This window comes from Rhizobiaceae bacterium, assembly GCA_023953845.1.
Lineage (GTDB): Bacteria > Pseudomonadota > Alphaproteobacteria > Rhizobiales > Rhizobiaceae > Arvimicrobium.
Genome location: JAMLJC010000001.1, coordinates 2,996,442 through 3,015,463, shown reverse-complemented (window position 1 = coordinate 3,015,463; position 19,022 = coordinate 2,996,442). Strand labels below are relative to the sequence as shown.

Sequence of the window (19,022 nt, the reverse complement as noted above, 5' to 3'; positions counted from 1 at the left end):
TCCGACAGGCTCCGCGAAAATCAGCGGCCGGGCGCCCTTCAACCCAGCGGACGGGGATAGGGCACGTGCGGCGGGATGCGATGGTGGACGAGCGCCAGAACCATCAGGCTGAGGCAGGCGAGCAGGATCGTCACGAAAAGGGAAGCGCTCTGGAGCGGCGCGGAGAGCGTCACCAGCGGCACGGCGCCGGCCGGCGGGTGCGTGACCCGCAGCACCTGCATTGCCGCGATCACGAATCCAACGGCCAGCGCGGCGGCCAGCCAGACACCGGGAAACGCGTGCGCGGTCGAGACGGCGATGATCGTCGCGAGGAGATAGCCGCCGAAAATGTTGACCGGCTGCGCCAGCGGGCTGGCAGGCTGGCCGAACAGCAGCACGACCGTCGCACCAAGGGGCGCGATCAGCAGCGGCAGTTCGGTCATGGCGGAGAAGCCGCCGACAGTCGCGATGCCTGCGGCGGCGCCGAGCGCGGATTTGATATGCGACGTCAGCCGGCCCGCCGGTTCATGACGCGCGGTGAATGTCCGGATATGATGACGCATGCAGATCCCGCCTGAAGGAGGCGCGCTGTCTAGCAGATCACGGAAGCCGGAGGTTGGTCGGATTTTCCAATCTTGCGGCGCAAGTTGAAATTCCGTCGCTGGGGAACGAGAGACTTGACCCTTGTCGCGTGACGTCTTAATTCTGACCAGTCAAAATGACCGGTCATAATATGAGAACGATTCAAGCAACCGAGTTAAAGGCCAAACTTTCGGCGATCCTGGGCGATGTCGAGCGCGGCGAGACGATCATCGTCGAACGTCATGGGAAGCCGGTTGGCAAGATCGTGCCTATCGACGACGACCGCAAGCGGCGGGAAGACGCGGTGCAGGCCATCAGGGACTACAAGAAGTCGGGCATCAGGACAGGCATTACGGTCGAAGAGATACTTTCAGCCCGGGACGCGGGTCGGCCGTAGTGGCAATCGTCATCGACAGTTCGATCGCTGTCTGCTGGGGAACGCCGGATGAAGTCTCCTCTCTCGCCGACACTGCCCTGACGATCGCCGGCAAGGAAGGGATGCAGGTGCCCGCTCTCTTCTGGCACGAACTCGCCAATGTGATGCTGGTCAACGAGCGGCGCGGACGGATCACGCCGGAACTGTCGCGCAAGGCGATACAACTTGTCGAAAAGATGCTTCCCTCGACTGACAAGATCATCGACACCGGCGCGATCCTCGCACTCGGTCGACAGCACGGGCTTTCCGCCTACGACGCCGCCTATCTCGAACTGGCCAAACGGATCAGCGCGCCGCTGGCGACGCTCGACCGAAAACTGGCGCAAGCGGCGGAGGCCGAAGGTGTCCCCGTCAACCCGACGGCGTAGCGCCCTCACGCAGAGGCCGTCGCCTCACCAGTCCATCACCACCTTGCCGGAATTGCCGCTCTTCATGGCCTCGAAGCCGGAAATGTAATCGTCGATGCCGATGCGGTGGGTGATGAGGCCGGAGACATCGAGCGGGCCCTGCACCAGCGCGATCATCTTGTACCAGGTCTCGAACATCTCGCGGCCGTAGATGCCCTTCAGATGCAGCATCTTGAAGATGACCTTGTTCCACTCGATCTCGAAGCCGGTCGGCGCGATGCCGAGAATGGCGATCTTGCCGCCATTGTTCATCGTGTCGATCATTTCGCGGAAGGCGGGGGCCGCGCCCGACATTTCCAGGCCGACATCGAAGCCTTCGGTCATGCCGATCCCGTCCATGACGTCGCGCAGCTTCTCCTTCGAGGCGTCGACCACATGCTGGACGCCGAGCTTCTTCGCCAGAGCGAGGCGGACGGGATTGATGTCGGTGATGACGACCTTCCGCGCGCCGACGCATTGCGCCACCAGCGCGCCCATGATGCCGATAGGGCCGGCGCCGGTGACTAGCACGTCCTCGCCGACGAGATCGAAGGAGAGCGCGGTGTGGACGGCGTTGCCGAGCGGGTCGAAGATGGCCGCCACCTCGTCCGGCACGTCGTCGGGGATCTTCACCACATTGTGCTGCGGGATGGCGACATATTCGGCGAAGGAGCCCGGCCGGTTGACGCCGACGCCCATCGTGTTGCGGCAGAGATGGCCGCGTCCAGCGCGGCAGTTGCGGCAATGGCCACAGACGATGTGGCCTTCGCCGGACACGCGCTGGCCGACCTTGTACTCGGTGACGGCTGCGCCAAAATCGGCAACGGTGCCGACGAATTCATGGCCGGTCACCATCGGCACCGGCACGGTCTTCTCAGCCCACCGGTCCCAGTTGTAGATATGGACGTCGGTGCCGCAAATGGCCGACTTGCGCACCTTGATGAGCACGTCGTTAGGCCCGATCTCCGGGACCGGCACGTTTTCCATCCAGATGCCGGGCTCGGAGCGGGCTTTGACGAGGGCGCGCATCATGTTGGACATCGAAACCTCCAGACAGTTTGAGTCCGACTCTGAACGGAATTTCCATCGTTTTGAAGGTAGGATGCCCGGGAAAAACCGAAGGCCTTTCCCGCACCGACAGAAATGGACGATCCGGCAGAACCCCTGCGCATCGAAATACCGGCCCCTTCCGCAATCAGAGTCTTGTTTGTCGCGATGGGGCTGTTCGTCATCGGCATCACCGTCTACGAGCTCTGGCGCGGCGTCTGGCCGCCTAATATCGGCAGCCTCTTCTTCCTGTTCATGATCTTCGGCGCCTGCACGGTGGGCGTGCCCATCATCCGTGGCGGGCTGTTCGGCTGGGCGGCGACCTGGGAAGTGACGCCCGGCCTGATCAGCATCGCGCTCAGCAATCCGTTCAAGCGGCGGCTGCTGCGTCTCGACGAGCGCGACGTCCTCGGCATCAGGACGATCGAGCGCGAGGCGATGGAAGGCGATAACACATGGTTCGTCGAACTGACGACCGCGGCGGAACGCTTCCAGACATCGGACTTCTCGACGAAACGATCCGCCGACGAATTGCGGCAGCGCATCGAGGCGATGTTTCGGCGCAGGAGCTGACTATTCGGCGGGCCGGGCGTGGCGACCGGTCAGCTCATCGATGCTCACGCGATAGAAGAGGTGCGGCGTCGGCGCGTCCGCGACCGGCTTCAGCCCGCCGGGCTCCCACCAGTTGGCGTGCTGGCTGAGCAGCGACCACGCACGCTCGCGCTGCGTCTTCGAGCCGATGCGGTCCGGCAACTCCTCATAGCGCCCGGTGACGACCACGCTCTTCCACTCGCGCGGACCGATGAATTCGTCGGCCTGCACGCACACTTTCGGATTGTCCCGCATCCAGGCGATCTTCTGGCCCACCAGCGAGAAGCTGTACAGATATCCGCCGTCACGGGCGAAAGTGATCGGCACGACGTAAGGCTGATCCTCCCTGGCGCAGGCCAGCCTTCCGCTGCGCGCGGAATCGAGCAGCGCGAGGCAGGCGGACCGGTCCATCTCGGTGATGATCATAAGCATCTCCTCTGCGGCGTTTTGGCGGAAAGCCGTCACACGACCCCCAGTTCCTTTCCGACCGCGACGAACGCCTTGACAGCGCGGTCGACATCGGCGCTCGAATGGGCGGCGGACATCTGGGTGCGGATGCGGGCCTGCCCCTTCGGCACGACCGGGAAGGAGAAGCCGATCACATAGATGCCGCGCGTGAGCATCCGCGCCGCCATCTCCTGCGCCAATGCCGCGTCGCCCAGCATCACCGGGATGATCGGATGGTCCGCGCCGGCAAGCCGGAAGCCGGCCTGCGTCATCTTCTCGCGGAAGCGCGCGGCATTGTCGTAGAGCCGGCGCCGCAGGCCGTCGCCATTCCCGATCAGGTCGAACACTTTCAGCGAGGCGGAGGCGATCGCCGGCATCAGCGTGTTGGAGAAGAGGTAGGGGCGCGAACGCTGGCGCAGCCAGTCGACCACTTCGCGCTTGCCCGACGTATAGCCGCCCGACGCGCCGCCGAGCGCCTTGCCGAGCGTGCCGGTGACGATGTCCACCCTGCCCTCGACGCCGCAATGCTCGGCCGAGCCGCGGCCATGCCTGCCGACGAAACCGACGGCGTGGCTGTCGTCGACCATGACCATCGCGCCGTATTTTTCCGCGAGGTCGCAAACACCGCCGAGATTGGCGATGATGCCGTCCATGGAGAAGACGCCATCGGTGGCGATCAGCTTGAAGCGGCTGCCTTCGGCTCGTCTCAGTTCTTCCTCAAGCGCCGCCATGTCGTTGTTGACGTAGCGGAAGCGCTTTGCCTTGGAGAGGCGGACGCCGTCGATGATCGAGGCGTGGTTGAGCGCGTCCGAGATGACCGCGTCCTCCTCGCCGAGCAGGGTTTCGAACAGGCCGCCATTGGCATCGAAGCAGGAGCCGTAGAGGATGGTATCCTCGAAGCCGAGGAACGTCGAAATCCGCGCCTCCAGTTGCTTGTGCTCCTCCTGCGTGCCGCAGATGAAGCGAACCGAGGCCATGCCGTAGCCGTAACGGTCCAGCGCCTTCTTCGCCGCCTCGCGCAATTCGGCATTGTCGGCGAGACCGAGGTAGTTGTTGGCGCAGAAATTGAGCACCCGCGCGCCGCCGGCGACCTCGATCTCGGCCGACTGCATCGAGGTGATGACGCGTTCCGTCTTGTAGAGGCCGGCAGCCTTCAGCCCCTCAAGCTCGGAAGCGATATGGGCGAGGAAGGAATCCGACATTTCTGCACTCCGCTCTGTCGGCCAAGGCGTAGCGCCGGAGGGGGCGAAACTCTAGCGAAAATTCGACGCGCTACACGATGCCGCTATTCCGGCAACTGATCCTGTTCGAGCCAGAAGACCTCGCCCTCGCTGCCTTCCGTATCCAGCCAGAGGAAGGGAATGTCCGGATAGTCCGCTTCCAGAATCTCGCGGTCGGCGCCGATCTCGCAGATGAGCCCGCCGCCGGGGTTGAGATGCGCCTTTGCCTCCGCGAGGATGCGGCGGACGATGTCGAAGCCGTCCTCGCCGGAAGCCAGCGCCATCTCCGGCTCATGCCGGAATTCCGGCGGCAGGTTTTCCATGGTCTCGCGGCCGACATAGGGCGGATTGGTGATGATGAGGTCGTAGCTGCGCCCGTCGACCGCCGCGAACAGGTCGCCCTGCACCAGACGGATGCGGTCCTCCAGCCCGTGCTCGGCGACATTCTCCCCGGCAAGCGACAGCGCATCGGAAGACAGGTCGGCCGCGTTGATTTCGGCGTTCGGGAAAGCGTAGGCGGCGAGGATCGCCAGCGAGCCGCCGCCGGTGCAGAGGTCGAGGACGGAGGTGACGCTTTCGGGGTCCTCGACCAGCGCCATGCCCTGGCCCGAACCGTCGAACAATGGCGAGCGCAGCAGTTCGGCGATGAAGGAACGCGGCGCAAGCGCCCGCGCGTCCGAGCGGAACGGCACGCCGGCCAGCCAGGAGCGGCCGGTGAGATACGCGGCAGGCAGTCGCTTCTCGATACGCAGCGCGATGCGCTCGCCGAGCAGCGCCTTCTCACGCGCCGTCAACCGGGCGTCGGCGAAGGCATTGAAATCGTCCACCGGCAGATGGAGGGATTCGAGGATCAGAAACACGGCCTCGTCGAGCGCGGTGGCGGAGCCGTGTCCGTAGTGGAGATCGGCCGCCGAAAAGACGCTGACCGCATAGCGCAGCACGTCGCGCAGGGTGGCGAGTTCGAGGATTTCGGCGCGCGGATCGGCTGATGCGGTCATGCGGCGAACTCCTACCGGAAGAGGATCATCACAGGAAGGGGTGGATGCCCTTCACCGTCTCGCCCGTCTCAACCCCTCTTCGCTGGTAGCTGCTCTCTGTCGTGACCCCTCTCCGTCTCGGGCTCCGCCCTCGCCACCTCTCCCCAGAGGGGCGAGGAACCCAAGCTGGAAAGCGCTAGCTTGGCGGAAGGCCACGACCTCAGTTCCTCGCCCCTCTGGGGAGAGGTGGCGAGGGCGGAGCCCGAGACGGAGAGGGGTCAGGGCGATCGAGGATCAGAGGGCCTTGCCTCAGAAGAACGCCTGAAGTCCCGTCTGGGCGCGGCCGAGGATCAGCGCATGCACGTCGTGCGCGCCCTCATAGGTATTGACCGTCTCCAGGTTCGCCGCGTGGCGCATGACGTGGTAGCCGATCTGGATGCCGTTGCCGCCATGCATGTCGCGGGCCTGACGCGCGATGTCGAGCGCCTTGCCGCAATTGTTGCGCTTGACGATGGAGATCATCTCCGGCGCGAATTTGTGCTCGTCCATCAAGCGGCCGACGCGCAGCGACGCCTGAAGCCCGAGCGCGATCTCGGTCTGCATGTCGGCCAGCTTCTTCTGGTAGAGCTGCATGCCGGCCAGCGGCTTGCCGAACTGCTTGCGGTCGAGACCATATTGCCGGGCGCGGAACCAGCAATCCTCCGCCGCGCCCATGACGCCCCACGAAATGCCGTAGCGGGCGCGGTTGAGGCAGCCGAACGGGCCGGAAAGGCCCTTCACGTTCGGCAGCAGCGCGTCTTCGCCGACCTCGACATTCTCCATCACCACCTCGCCGGTAATCGAGGCGCGCAGCGAAAGCTTGCCCTCGATCTTCGGCGCAGAGAGGCCCTTCATGCCCTTTTCCAGCACGAAGCCGCGGATCTCGTCCTTGCCCTCGGCGTTCCTGAGCTTCGCCCACACCACGAAAACATCGGCGATCGGCGAGTTGGAGATCCACATCTTGGAGCCGTTCAGGCGATAACCGCCTGCCGTCTTCTCGGCACGCGTCTTCATGCCGCCCGGATCGGAGCCGGCTTCGGGCTCGGTCAGGCCGAAACAGCCGATGAATTCGCCTGAGGCGAGCTTCGGCAGGTATTTTTTCCGCTGCTCTTCCGAGCCGTAGGCATGAATCGGGAACATGACCAGCGACGACTGCACGCTCATCATCGAGCGGTAGCCGGAATCGACCCGCTCGACTTCGCGCGCGATCAGGCCATAGGTGACATAGCCGGCGCCGAGACCGCCATATTCCTCCGGCACGGTGACACCGAGAAGGCCGGCCTCGCCCATTTCGCGGAAGATCGCCGGATCAGTCTTCTCGTTGAGATATGCATCCTCGACGCGCGTCGCGAGCTTGTCGGCGGCAAAAGCCGCAGCCGCGTCGCGAATGGCACGCTCATCCTCCGAAAGCTGGTCGTCCAGCAGAAAGGGGTCGTTCCAGACAAAATTGGCGGCCGTCCTGGACGGCTTCGTGGCAATATTCATGAATCTCTCTCGGGTTCCCAGTAGCCGCGCATTTTAGAGCGCCGCGACCGGAGATTGAAGCGATTTCCGTTGTGCCTGAAACGGGCCTGCTGCGGCGCAACGTCCCGGTAACCTTTACGACACAATTCCGGGCGCTTCCCGCAACCGACGGCCGCCGATTGTCCAGCCGTTAAGGATGCAAGCGTAGTCCGGTCCCAAACAAGAAGAACGGATTTCAACGGCGGATGGCGCAGGGGCTCGTCAAACTCGCGGGATCGGCGAGGCTGATCGTTCTCATCAAGTCGGCCTACTGGGTCGGACTGCTGATCATCGCGATCGTCGCCATGATCTCCTTCATGACGCTGAGCAACATGATGGTGCGCCAACAGGTGGACGCGGCCGCCGTCCAGCTCAACGGCTCCCAGATGGCGCTTTCCCAGCGCATCCTGATCCTCCAGCACAATATCGGCAACACGCCGGACAGCTGGCGGCCCCGGCTGATCGAGGAGTTGCACTCGCGCACGGCGCAGTTCGAACATGGCTACCGGCAACTGACGAAATACCTGGCCGACAACCCGTTCGAGGAAGTTCCGGGCGGCGCGGGCAGCGCCAGCGACGTGCTCCATGCGGAGCCGTTCCAGCTCGATCTCCATTCGCAACTGCTGATCACCAACGCCAGACGCTTCCTCGCGGCGCATGAAGGGAAAGAACCCATACAAGCGGGCGCGGGAGAGGCCGCATCCGACTTCACCGTCGCCAACGCCACGCTGACCGGCTACGCCGAACTCGGACGGCGCATCGAAGCAGGCGCCAAGGCCAATCTCGAAAGCATGCTGCGGCTGCACAGCGCGCTCTATTACGGCACCATCGCGGTGATCGTGCTGGTGGCGCTGTTCATCTTCCGGCCCATGTCGAACGCCATCCTGCGCAAGACGTACGAGCTGACCGACGCCCGCAACTCGATGGCCTTCATCGCCAATCATGACGGGCTCACCGGGCTCTACAACCGCGCCTTCCTCGCCGGCCATTTCGACACGATGATCAAGGGCGCGCACCGCAGACGCGAGAGGCTTGCCGTGATCCAGCTAGACCTCGACAAGTTCAAGCAGATCAACGACACGCTCGGGCACGCCGCCGGCGATTACGTGCTGGTGGCGACGGCCCAGCGCATGCTGGGTTCCTGCCGCGCCTCCGACGTGTGCATCCGTCTCGGCGGCGACGAATTCGTGATGGTGCTCAACGCCGCGGGAACGACCGAGGACATCGACGCCCTCGCCAAGCGCATCCTGACGCGCATCAACGAGCCAATCGTCTATCAGGGCATCACCATCATGCCGGGCGCCAGCGCCGGCATCGCGGTCTATCCGGTGGACGGGGACACGGCGGACGACCTGCTCGTCCACGCGGATCTGGCGCTCTATGCGGCGAAGAGGCTCGGCGGCGGCGGCATCTCCTTCTTCTCCGAACAACTCCGGCAGGAACTCGACTACCGGACCAAGCTGGAGAGTGACCTGAAGCTCGCGATCGAGCTGGAAGCGTTCGAGGTCTATTTCCAGCCGCAAATCTCGCTCTCCAGCGGCAGGATCACCGGGCTGGAAGCGCTCGTGCGCTGGAACCATCCCGAGCGCGGCATGGTTTCGCCCGCCTCCTTCCTGCAGGTGGCGGTGAAGGCCGGGCTGATGCCGCCTATCGGCCGCATCGTCATGCGCAAGGCGATCCGGCAGGCCGCCGAATGGCATCGCGCCGGCGTGGAGTTCGGACGGCTCGCGCTCAACGTCTCCGGCACCGAACTGCGCGAGAACGATTTCGACGTGTTCCTCTTCAGGATGCTGGAGAGCGCCGGCCTGCCGCCCGAAAAACTGTCGCTGGAGATCGTGGAATCCGTGATCCTGGACGACGCCAAGACCGGGATAGCGGCCAAGCTCAGGCAAATCCGGTCGACGGGCGTGCATCTGGAGCTCGACGATTTCGGCACGGGCTACGCCTCGCTCATCCACGTCAACCCGAACGAGATCGACCGCCTCAAGATCGACCGCCGTTTCGTGCAGAACATCGACGCCAATGGCGACAACACCAAGATCGTGCGCGCCATCACGGAACTCGCACGCGGGCTGGGCATCTCGATCATCGCCGAAGGGGCGGAGACCGAGGCCGAGCTCGACCTGCTGCAATCGCTCGGCTGCGACCAGGTGCAGGGCTATTCGATCGCCTTCCCTATGCCCGGCGCGCAGACGCTGGAATGGCTGCAACAGCGCGCGCCCAAGCCGCCGAAGCTGACGGTGGTGGCCGGCGCGAAGGCGTGACACGATCGCGTCAGCCACGTCGTCGCACCCTGTTCGATCCGCGCCGAATCCCGGTATGATGCGGCCATGCCCATCCGCCAGCTTTCCGAAACGATGATCAACCAGATCGCCGCCGGCGAGGTGATCGAGCGGCCGGCGAGCGTGGTCAAGGAACTGGTCGAGAACGCTCTCGACGCCGGCGCCTCCCATGTCGAGATCGTCACGGCGGGTGGCGGGCTGAACCTCATCCGCGTCTCGGACGACGGCGGCGGCATTCCGCAGGCGGAGCTGACGCTGGCGGTCGCGCGGCACTGCACGTCGAAGCTCAGCCACGACATCCACGACATACGCTCGCTGGGCTTTCGCGGCGAGGCGCTGCCGTCGATCGGCTCGGTGGCGAAGCTGACGATCCGCTCGCGCACCGAGCAAGGCGACGCGGCGGCCGAGATCGCGGTGGATGGCGGTCGCGTCTCCGCCACGCGGCCGGCGGCGGCCAATCGCGGCACGATGGTGGAGGTGCGCGATCTGTTCTTCGCGACACCGGCCCGGCTGAAATTCATGAAGGGCGAGCGGGCGGAAAGCTCGGCGATCACCGACGTGGTGAAGCGCATCGCCATCGCCTTCCCCGCCGTGCGCTTCTCGCTGTCGGGGACAGATCGCGGCCCGCTCGACTTCGAGGCGGCCGGAACCGATGCGGAAGGGAGGCTGCGGCGCATCGCTCAGGTGATGGGCAAGGAATTCCCGGACAACGCGCTGACCATCGACGCGCTACGCGAGCGCGTGGCGCTGGCCGGGCATGTGTCGATCCCGAGCTACACGCGGGCCAACGCGCTGCAGCAATATGTCTATGTCAACGGCCGGCCGGTGCGCGACAAGCTGATCGCCAGCGCCATACGCGGCGCCTATGCCGACGTGCTGCCGCGCGACCGCCACGCGGTGACAGTGCTGTTCCTGACGCTTTCGCCGCAGGACGTCGACGTCAACGTGCATCCGGCCAAGGCCGACGTGCGCTTCCGCGATCCCGGGCTGGTGCGCGGGCTGATCGTCGGCGCCATACGCGAGGCGCTGGCCAATGCCGGCATAAGGCCAGCCTCCACGGGTGCCGCCGCGATGATGGGCGCGTTCCGGCCGGGACCGGCCCGGCAACCTTATGCGCCGCCGGCCGCACGCAGCTCTTTCGGCGGCTACCGCGTGCCGCAGGCGGGCGGCTACGATATGTGGCAATCGCCGCAAAGGCCGCTCGGCGGCATGACCGAGCCGCAGCAGGCGGCTTTCGACGCCGGGCCGCTGGAGAGCGCCGACATGCGCGCCGGTCTGGAGGAAGCGCCCGCAGACATGCAAAGGCTGGCGCTGGGCGCGGCGCGGGCGCAGATCCACGGCAATTACATCGTGGCGCAGACGCAGGAATCGCTCGTCATCGTCGACCAGCACGCGGCGCATGAGCGGCTGGTCTACGAGGCGCTGAAGCAGGCATTGGAAAGCCGCGACGTGCCGGCGCAGATGCTGCTCCTGCCGGAGATCGTGGATTTGCCGGAGGAGGACGCCGAGCGGCTGGCACTGCACGCCGAAACGTTCCGCCGCTTCGGGCTGGGGCTCGAACGCTTCGGACCGGGGGCGGTGATCGTGCGCGAGACGCCTTCCATGCTGGGCGAGACCGACGTGGCGCGGCTGGTGCGCGACCTCGCCGACGAACTGGCCGACACTGACACCACCGAGGCGCTGAAGGCGCGGCTCGACCGGGTCGCCTCGACCATGGCCTGCCACGGCTCGGTGCGCTCCGGCCGGCTGATGAAGCCGGAGGAGATGAACGCGCTTCTCAGGCAGATGGAGGCGACGCCCGGCTCCGGCACGTGCAATCACGGCCGGCCGACCTATATCGAGCTGAAGCTCGCCGATATCGAGCGCCTGTTCGGGCGGCGGTGAAGCTCTCCGGCCTTGACCTCGCGCCGCAATTGTGGCGGTAGACGTGCAATCAGAGAAAACCATGATGAACCGCTTTGAAGGCCCCGGCGCGCGCGAGGCGCGAATCCGCTATCAGGATGGCGACTTCCAGGTCACCAGCCCGGGCGCTTTCGTGCGCTGCGCGGTGACGGGCGAATCCATTCCGCTCGACGAACTGAAATACTGGAGCGTGGCGCGGCAGGAACCCTATGCCAGCGCACAGATTTCCTTCGAACGCGAGCTTCAGCTCAATCCGGACCTGCGCAAGCGGGCATAGTCTGACATCGGTGGGGTCGCGCGCTCGGCCAAGACCCCTCTCCGGTTCGCTTCGCGAACCACCTCTCCCCAGAGGGGCGAGGAACCCAAGCTGGAAAAGCGCAGGCCTCGCGACAGATCGCGACCTAAGTTCCTCGCCCCTCTGGGGAGAGGTGGCGAGGGCGCAGCCCGAGACGGAGAGGGGTCGCGTCACATGCCACGGGCGGCGGAGAGCGTCGCTTCGATGATGCGCCGCGGGGTGTCGGCATCGTCGAACGCGGCCGCGATGTCGAGCACGCATGTCCGGTCGGGCAGCAGCGCGGCAAATTTCTCCCGGCCGATGCGCGCCGCATCCTTGGCTGTGGTGACGATTTCGAGATCGCGCGCTTTCGCCGTCTCCGCCAATTGGCGCAATTCGGCTTGCGTAAAGACATGATGGTCGGGGAAGGAGCGGGTTTCGACTACCTCGCCGCCCGCCGCCTTCACCGTGTCGAAGAACTTCTCAGGATGGCCGATGCCGGCGAAGGCGAGGAAGCGGCGGCCATCGAGTTTTTCGCGCGGACGGACCCGGGCGCGGTAGAACGGCAGGCGCTGCGCCGTCGCGACAAGATCGTCGGCTGCGTTCCCTTCGCCCATGATGAGCAGCGCCGACGCAAAGCGCATCTGGTCGGCGACCGGGGCGCGCAGCGGGCCGGCCGGCAGCACGCGGCCGTTGCCGATCCCGTAGCGGGCGTCGGTGACGATCAGGGCGAAGTCCATGTGGATATGCGCGCTCTGGAAGCCATCGTCCATGATGACGAGATCGCGGCCCCGCGCGGCGAGCAGCCCCGCGCCGGCCGCGCGGTCGGCGGACACGGCGACGGGTGCGGCTTCGGCCAGGAGCAACGGTTCGTCGCCGACATCGCGAGCCGTGTCGCGCCCCGGCTCCACGATGCGCGGCGTTTTCACGCTGCCGCCATAGCCGCGCGAAAGGATGCCGGGTTTCAACCCCATTGCCTTCGCCGCCCCGGCGAGCGCGATGGTCACGGGCGTCTTGCCCGAACCGCCTACGGTGAAATTGCCGACGCAGAGCACCGGTATCCCGACCTTCTCGCGCGGCGCATTGCGCAGACGGCTGGCCGCGACTGCAGCGTAAATGGACGCCAGAGGCGACAGCGCCGCCGCCTGCCAGCCGGCCCGCCTCCACCAGAAGGAAGGCGCGGGCATGGCTACCGGCCGCCCTCGATCCCCTCTCCCAGCCGCGCCTGCACCTTGAGCGGCTGAATGAACGGATCGATCGCCTTCAGCGTGCGGTTGAGCGCGCCGCGCATCTCCTCGACGGTCTGCGCGCCGGCCGAGATCATTTCCTGCCGCGCAACCTCGTTGTTGAGCAGGAAGTTGACGGCGCCGGCGAGCATGTCGCGGTCGCGCACGAATTTGGCGCCGCCGCTCTCGATCAGCCGCTGGTAGGATTCCCGGAAATTCTGCACGTTGCGGCCAGCAAGCACGGCGGTTTCCAGCATGGCCGGCTCCAGCGGATTCTGCCCACCCTCGGAGGTCAGGGAGCGGCCGACGAAGGCGATCTCGGTGAGGCGCAGATAAAGCCCCATCTCGCCGATCGTGTCGCCGAGCAGGATGTCCGTCTCGGGCGTGATCTTCTCGCCGAGGCTGCGCCGCGCCACGACGAGGCCCTGCGCGCGGAATTCCTCCGCAAGGGCCTGCGCGCGGTCCGGATGGCGCGGGACGATGATGGTCAGGAGGCCGCGATGGCGGCCGCGCAGCATGGTGTGAACCTCGGCCGCGACCGCTTCCTCGCCGTCATGGGTGGAGACGGCGGCCCATGTCTTGCGCTTGCCGATCTGGCGCTGAAGCTGCGCCAGCGCCTTGTCGTCCACCGGCGGCGGCGGCGTATCGACCTTGAGATTGCCCGACACGGTGACCGGCCGGGCGCCGAGGGCGCGGAAGCGTTCGCCGTCCACGTCAGATTGCGCCACCACATGGGCGAGATTCTCGAACAGCGCCTCGGCGATGTGATGGCGCTTCTGCCACGCCGCGAAGGAGCGATCCGACAGGCGGCCGTTGACGAGGATCTGCGGCACGCGCCGGGCGCCGAGTTCCAGGATCGTCATCGGCCAGATCTCCGACTCGGCGATGATGACGAGATCCGGCCGCCAGAAATCGAGGAAACGGCGGACGGCAGGCCGAAGATCGAGCGGCACGTATTGATGGATGACGCGATTGCCGAGGCGCTCCTCGACGAGACGGGCGGAGGTGACCGTGCCGGTGGTCAGCACGATGTTGACGCCATAGGCGACGATGCTCTCGACCAGCGGAATGACGGCCAGCGTCTCGCCGACGCTCGCGGCATGGAACCAGATCAGCGGTCCCGGCGGGCGGTGGCGGCTGGCGTAGCCATAGCGCTCGCTGCGGCGTTTCGGATCTTCCTTGCCACGGGTGGCGCGCCACGTCACATAAGCGCCGACAAGCGGGTAGGCCGCCGAGCCGGCGAGGCTGTAGGCGCCGAGCATGCGGCGTGCCCAGCGCTCGCTCATGCGGCCCCGTCGGCGACTTTGATGGCGCGCGCGGCGACCGCGTTCAGGGCGTCGGTCAGTTGGCGGCGCTTGCGCTCCATCTCGGCATCGTCGGCATCGCGCGCGACATGGATCGGCTCGCCGAAGAAAATGGCGCTGCGGCCGAAAGGCAGGTTGATCGTGGTCTTGTCCCAGGTCTTCTCAAGCACCTTGCGGCGGCTGGTGTTGAGCGCGATCGGCACGATCGGGCGGCCGGAGAGCTTTGCCAGCGTGATGATGCCCATGCCGGCCTGGCGCGGCGTGCCGCTCGGTATGTCCGCGACGGTGCCGACCGACATGCCGGCGTCGAGCGCCTTCTTCATGGAGATCAGGCCGCGCACGCCGCCCTTCTCGATCGCCCGCTCGCGCTCGCGGCCGCCCGAGCCGCGGAACACCTTGAGGCCGAGCTTCTCCGTGCACAACGCGTTGATCTCGGCGTCGGCGCTGCGCGAGATCATCGTCGCCATCGGGTCGTGGCGCGGATGATAGCCCGGCAGGAAGATGTGCTGGCCGTGCCAGATGCCGAAGATGGAATTGGCATTGCGCACAAAACCTTCGGTCGGGTCGTCCGAGCCCTTCGCCATCGGATTTGTCAGCCGCACCAGCCGGATATAGTTGGCCGCGACCGAGGCGACGAAATTCTTGAAGAACCTCGAATCCTTGATCGGCTGCCGGATCGAACGCCAGAATGACGGCTTGCGGCCGCCAGGCCCGGCAGGCGCTTGTGCGGTGGTGTCGTCCAAGGCTCAGCCTTTGCTGCCGGCCGCTTCCGGGTCGAGCAGCCGATGGAGGTGGACGACGAAATAGCGCATATGCGCATTGTCGACCGTCTGCTGCGCCTTCGCCTTCCACGCCGTCTGCGCAGCCGCATAGCTGGGATAAATGCCGACGATATCGAGCGCGTTGAGATCACGGAACTCGGTGCCGTTCACCGACTTCAGCTCGCCGCCGAACACCAGATGCAAAAGCTGCTTCTTCGAATCTTCCTCGGCCATCATCGCCCCGATCTGTTTGTCAGTACCCGGATGTCCCAACGCGGTTTGGAACCCGGATAATCGTTCGTCAAGCCTCGAATTCGAGGATGACGCCGGCAATCTCATCCAGAAGCGCGCCGCTGCCCGCCACCAGCGCGCCGTGCCGCGTCTCGCGTCCGGCATAGCGCGGCGGCCCGCCCAGATGATTGCGGATGCCGCCGCCGGCCTCGCGCAGAATCAGGTCCGCAGCCGCCAGATCCCAATCATGCGAATTTGGCTTCACGAAGGTCGCGTCGAACTCGCCATTGGCGACGATGGCGATGCGGTAGGCGAGCGAAGGAATGTAAGGCACGTCCGGCAGGCGGGCGCGCAACTGCTGCGGCAGGGCGCCGATCAGCGATTTCGGCCCGCCGACAACGGGCCGGCCGGGCGGCGTCCGCACATGGATCGCGCGGCCGTCCTGCCAGGCGCCGCCGCCCTGCCCCGCCCAGAAAATCGATTGCTTCGCCGGGCAATCCAGCACGCCGCAGACCGGGACGCCATCCTCCACCACGGCCACGCTGACGCACCATGTCGAGCGGCCGTCGAGAAAGGCGCGGGTGCCGTCAATCGGGTCGACGACGAAGGTGCGGCGCGCCGACAGCCGGCTCTCGTCGGCGGCGGTCTCTTCGGAAAGCCAGCCGTAATCGGGGCGCGCGGCCAGCAAGGTTTCGCGCAAAAAGCGGTCGACGGCATAGTCGGCCTCGCTCACCGGCGAATGGCCGCCCTTCATCCACACTTCGGGGCTGCGCCCGAAATAGCGCATGGCGATGCCGCCCGCCTCGCGCGCGACGTCCTTCAGCAGGACGAGGTCGTCGGTCAGCGCGGGGTCAGCGTCCGGCAAGGGTCATCCCTTCGACCAGCAGCGTGGGGGCGGCGGTGCCGTAATTGCGGTCGAGATCGCTCGCCGGCACCAGATTGAGGAACATGTCCTTGAGATTCGAGGCGATGGTCACTTCCGAGACCGGCCAGGCGAGCTCGCCATTCTCGATCCAGAAGCCCGAGGCGCCGCGGCTGTATTCGCCCGTCACCATATTGACGCCCTGGCCGAAGACTTCGGTGACATAGAAGCCGGATTTCAGCGATCGGATGAGGTCTTCCGGGCTCGTATCCCCCGGCTCGATGGCGAAGTTGGTGGAGGACGGCGACACGGAAGAGGCAGCGCGCACGCCGCGGCCATTGGTCGTCAGGCCGAGCTCAAGCGCCGCCGAGGTCGACAGGAACCAGTGGTTGAGCACGCCGCCGGACACCATTTCCAGCTTCTGCCCCTCGACACCTTCGCCGTCGAACGGCCGCGAGGACTGACCGCGCAGCTTCAGCGGCTCGTCGGTGGCGGTGATGGCGGCGGAAGCGACCTTTTTTCCCATCATGTCGCGCAGGAAGCTGGTCTTGCGCGCGACGGATGCGCCGTTGATGGCGCCGGCAAGATGCCCGGCGATCCCGCGCGCCACGCGCGGGTCGAAGATCACCGTGACCGGTCCGGTCTCGGCCCTGCGGGCGTTGAGACGCTTCACCGCGCGCTCGCCCGCCTTGCGGCCGATCCCGGCAGGCGCGTCGAGGTCGGCGAAATGCAGGCGCGAGGAATATTCATAGTCGCGCTCCATGCCGGTGCCCTCGCCGGCAATGACGCTCACCGAACGGGAGAAGCGCGAGGCGACATATTGGGCGACGAAACCGGTGGAGGTCGCCAGAACCAGACCGCCGAAACCCGCGCTGGCGCTCGATCCGCTGGAATTGGTCACGCCGGGCACCGCGAGCGCGGCCTCCTCCATGGCCAGCGCATCGGCCTTCATCCGCTCCGCGCCGATCTCGGCCGGGTCGAAGAGGTCGAGGTCCTTCGGCTCTTTCACCAGAAGCGCGGGATCGGCGAGGCCCTGATAGGGATCTTCCGGCGCGACCTTCGCCATCGCCACGGCGCGCTCGGCCAGCACCTTCGGATCGGACGCCGCCGTCGCGGAAACGCTCGCCACGCGCTTGCCGACGAAGACGCGGAGCGACATGTCGTCGCTTTCGGAGGCTTCCGTCTTCTCGACCTTGCCCTGCCGCACCGTCACCGACGAGGAGCGACCGCGCACGGCGACGGCGTCGGCGGCATCGGCGCCGGCCTTCCGCGCGGCTTCGACAAGCGCTGCGACGCGGTCGGTCAATCGGGTGGAGTCGAGGCTATCGGTCATTCACAGGGTCCGGGAAACTTGCAGGGACGCGGCTTCGAAGCGTTCACGGGCCGCGCCATCCATCTATTGTCCCGACCGGAGCTGTGCAATGGCCCGCGTCATCACGATCCCGCGGACGGACCGCCGCCGCTTTCAAGGCGGACCACCGCCCGCTCGATGCCGCGCTTCAGGTCGTCCTTGATATGGGCCGTCTCACGCATGATCTGGTCGATCTTGAGAAAGTCGAGAACGCGGAAGCGCGACACCGCCGGTTTCAGATAGATGTCCGGAGGTCCGTGATGCTTCAACTGGGCGGCTATGATCGACTGCATCATCAGCTGGCTCGCGCCATACATGAGGTCCAGCGTGGAGGGCGGCCTGCCGTTCTCGGTCGGCGTGCCGACGACATCGACGGCGATCACGATATCCGCCAGGCCCTTCAGGAGATCGAACGGCACCGGATCGTAGAAGCCGCCGTCGACATAAAGCCGGCCGTCGCGCATGACCGGGCGGAAGACGCCGGGAATGGCGGCGGAGGCGGCAAGCGCGCTGTTCAGGTCGCCCGCCTCGAAAACGGCAAGACTGTGCGCGTAGTAGTCCGTGGCGGTGCAGCGCAAAGGGATGCCGAGCGCCTCGAAACTGTCCGGCACCTGTTCGGGCAGGAAGGCCTTGACGATCCATTCGATGTCGAACTGGCCGAAGCGGACCCCCATGCCCAGCGCCTCGCGGACGCTGCCGGGGCGCGCCTGCCACATGCGGTTCGCCACGCTGCTCGGACGGCCCAGAACGGATCGCGCGAAGGCATGGATATCCGCACCCGTCATGCCGGCGGCCATGCCCGCGCCCATGATGGCGCCGATCGACGAGCCGGCGATGGCGACGGGGCGGATGCCAAGCTCGTCCAGCGTCTCGATGACATGGATATGCGCCAGACCACGCGCCCCGCCGCCGCCAAGGGCAAGGGCGAAGCTCGGCCCGGCGGGGTCGGGCATCGGAGAAACGGACGACTTCAAGGGCTCGCTCACAGCTGCTTCCGCGACGTGTAGCAGCTAGGAAGGCCGTCTGTCGCGTTCAAGAACGGCTGAATTCAAGCCCTTCTGAATTCAGGCAAGACGCAGGAAGCGGATGACGGTGTCGCCGTAAGCGCGCTGGTCCTCAAGCCGGAAGCCCGCACCCGGATCGAACGGCGCGGATGCTGCTTCCTCGACCACGCAAAGCGCGCCGGGCTTCAGCCAGCCGCCTTCGCGCGCGGACTTCAGGGCGCGTTCGCCCAGTTCCTTGCCATAGGGCGGGTCGGCGAAAAGCAGGTCGAAGGGCTGGATCGTCCCGGCGTCGCCGAGCCGGGTGGCGTCGCGCCGGAAAATCTTCGTGCGGCCCTGAAGGCCGAACGCCTCGATATTGTCGCGGATCAGGCCTCGTCCCTCCGCCGATTCCTCGATGAACAGGCAGTGCGCCGCGCCGCGCGAAACGGCCTCGATGCCGAGCGCGCCGGTGCCGGCGAAAAGGTCGAGGACGCGAACACCCTCCGGCAGACCGTCGAAGCCGTGGGCGAGCACGTTGAACACGGCCTCGCGCGTGCGGTCGCTGGTCGGCCGGATACGATTGTCGCGCGGCGTCGCCAGGGGACGGCCGCCGAACTCGCCTCCCACGATGCGCATTGA

General features: G+C 66.2%; 20 protein-coding genes. 6 read left to right on the top strand and 14 right to left on the bottom strand.

Annotation, left to right across the window (positions count from 1 at the left end; all coding sequences use genetic code 11):
- Window positions 1–38: 38 nt before the first annotated feature.
- A complete protein-coding gene (locus M9955_14665) occupies window positions 39–542 on the bottom strand; it encodes an HPP family protein (GenBank protein ID MCO5082882.1) in 504 nt (167 codons plus the stop codon).
- Between the two features lie 170 nt (window positions 543–712).
- Between M9955_14665 and M9955_14660 the strand changes: the two genes are divergently transcribed.
- Window positions 713–958, top strand: a complete 246-nt coding sequence (locus M9955_14660) for a type II toxin-antitoxin system Phd/YefM family antitoxin (GenBank protein ID MCO5082881.1) — start codon at window positions 713–715, stop codon at window positions 956–958.
- Window positions 958–1,365 carry a type II toxin-antitoxin system VapC family toxin gene (locus M9955_14655; GenBank protein ID MCO5082880.1) on the top strand — a complete coding sequence of 136 codons (408 nt, stop codon included), beginning with the start codon at window positions 958–960 and terminating at the stop codon, window positions 1,363–1,365. The genes M9955_14660 and M9955_14655 overlap by 1 nt, the downstream gene beginning before the upstream one ends.
- A 24-nt stretch (window positions 1,366–1,389) precedes the next feature.
- On the opposite strand, the gene tdh is transcribed toward M9955_14655, so the two are convergent.
- A complete protein-coding gene (gene tdh, locus M9955_14650; protein ID MCO5082879.1) occupies window positions 1,390–2,424 on the bottom strand; it encodes an L-threonine 3-dehydrogenase in 1,035 nt (344 codons plus the stop codon).
- 162 nt (window positions 2,425–2,586) lie between these two features.
- On the opposite strand from tdh, the gene M9955_14645 reads away from it, so the two are divergent.
- A complete protein-coding gene (locus tag M9955_14645) occupies window positions 2,587–3,003 on the top strand; it encodes a hypothetical protein (GenBank protein MCO5082878.1) in 417 nt (138 codons plus the stop codon).
- Here the strand turns inward: M9955_14645 and M9955_14640 are convergent, their stop codons facing one another.
- The 4 genes from M9955_14640 to M9955_14625 form a co-directional block, all read right to left on the bottom strand.
- Window positions 3,004–3,447, bottom strand: a complete 444-nt coding sequence (locus M9955_14640) for a pyridoxamine 5'-phosphate oxidase family protein (protein MCO5082877.1) — start codon at window positions 3,445–3,447, stop codon at window positions 3,004–3,006.
- A gap of 35 nt (window positions 3,448–3,482) precedes the next feature.
- A complete protein-coding gene (locus M9955_14635) occupies window positions 3,483–4,670 on the bottom strand; it encodes a glycine C-acetyltransferase (GenBank protein ID MCO5082876.1) in 1,188 nt (395 codons plus the stop codon).
- A gap of 83 nt (window positions 4,671–4,753) precedes the next feature.
- Window positions 4,754–5,686 (bottom strand): 50S ribosomal protein L3 N(5)-glutamine methyltransferase, encoded by a 933-nt coding sequence (gene prmB / locus M9955_14630; protein MCO5082875.1) that lies wholly within the window; start codon window positions 5,684–5,686, stop codon window positions 4,754–4,756.
- A gap of 288 nt (window positions 5,687–5,974) precedes the next feature.
- The gene (locus tag M9955_14625; protein ID MCO5082874.1) at window positions 5,975–7,189 is read right to left on the bottom strand and encodes an acyl-CoA dehydrogenase; all 1,215 of its coding nucleotides are present in this window, start codon (window positions 7,187–7,189) and stop codon (window positions 5,975–5,977) included.
- A gap of 224 nt (window positions 7,190–7,413) precedes the next feature.
- On the opposite strand from M9955_14625, the gene M9955_14620 reads away from it, so the two are divergent.
- The 3 genes from M9955_14620 to M9955_14610 all read left to right on the top strand — a co-directional run bounded on the left by M9955_14620 (window position 7,414) and on the right by M9955_14610 (window position 11,668).
- Window positions 7,414–9,471, top strand: coding sequence for an EAL domain-containing protein (locus M9955_14620; protein MCO5082873.1), 2,058 nt, complete (start codon window positions 7,414–7,416; stop codon window positions 9,469–9,471).
- Window positions 9,472–9,537: 66 nt separating this feature from the next.
- A complete protein-coding gene (gene mutL, locus M9955_14615; protein MCO5082872.1) occupies window positions 9,538–11,373 on the top strand; it encodes a DNA mismatch repair endonuclease MutL in 1,836 nt (611 codons plus the stop codon).
- A gap of 61 nt (window positions 11,374–11,434) precedes the next feature.
- Window positions 11,435–11,668 carry a DUF2093 domain-containing protein gene (locus tag M9955_14610; GenBank protein ID MCO5082871.1) on the top strand — a complete coding sequence of 78 codons (234 nt, stop codon included), beginning with the start codon at window positions 11,435–11,437 and terminating at the stop codon, window positions 11,666–11,668.
- A 188-nt stretch (window positions 11,669–11,856) separates the two neighbouring features.
- On the opposite strand, the gene lpxK is transcribed toward M9955_14610, so the two are convergent.
- From lpxK to rsmD, 8 genes are all read right to left on the bottom strand, one after another.
- Entirely contained in the window at window positions 11,857–12,852 is a 996-nt protein-coding gene (lpxK, locus tag M9955_14605) for a tetraacyldisaccharide 4'-kinase (GenBank protein ID MCO5082870.1), read from the bottom strand.
- A gap of 2 nt (window positions 12,853–12,854) precedes the next feature.
- Window positions 12,855–14,177, bottom strand: a complete 1,323-nt coding sequence (gene waaA / locus M9955_14600; protein MCO5082869.1) for a lipid IV(A) 3-deoxy-D-manno-octulosonic acid transferase — start codon at window positions 14,175–14,177, stop codon at window positions 12,855–12,857.
- A complete protein-coding gene (locus tag M9955_14595) occupies window positions 14,174–14,938 on the bottom strand; it encodes a lysophospholipid acyltransferase family protein (protein MCO5082868.1) in 765 nt (254 codons plus the stop codon). Before M9955_14595 ends, waaA begins: the two co-directional genes overlap by 4 nt.
- A gap of 3 nt (window positions 14,939–14,941) precedes the next feature.
- On the bottom strand, window positions 14,942–15,190 hold the full coding sequence (locus tag M9955_14590; protein ID MCO5082867.1) for a DUF4170 domain-containing protein: 249 nt from the start codon (window positions 15,188–15,190) through the stop codon (window positions 14,942–14,944).
- 67 nt (window positions 15,191–15,257) lie between these two features.
- Entirely contained in the window at window positions 15,258–16,052 is a 795-nt protein-coding gene (locus tag M9955_14585) for a 3'(2'),5'-bisphosphate nucleotidase CysQ (protein ID MCO5082866.1), read from the bottom strand.
- Window positions 16,039–17,382: a TldD/PmbA family protein gene (locus M9955_14580; GenBank protein ID MCO5082865.1), complete on the bottom strand. Its 1,344-nt coding sequence runs from the start codon at window positions 17,380–17,382 to the stop codon at window positions 16,039–16,041. Before M9955_14580 ends, M9955_14585 begins: the two co-directional genes overlap by 14 nt.
- 101 nt (window positions 17,383–17,483) lie before the next feature.
- Window positions 17,484–18,353 (bottom strand): patatin-like phospholipase family protein, encoded by an 870-nt coding sequence (locus M9955_14575; GenBank protein MCO5082864.1) that lies wholly within the window; start codon window positions 18,351–18,353, stop codon window positions 17,484–17,486.
- 111 nt (window positions 18,354–18,464) lie between these two features.
- Window positions 18,465–19,019: a 16S rRNA (guanine(966)-N(2))-methyltransferase RsmD gene (gene rsmD, locus M9955_14570; GenBank protein ID MCO5082863.1), complete on the bottom strand. Its 555-nt coding sequence runs from the start codon at window positions 19,017–19,019 to the stop codon at window positions 18,465–18,467.
- Between the last annotated feature and the right edge of the window lie 3 nt (window positions 19,020–19,022).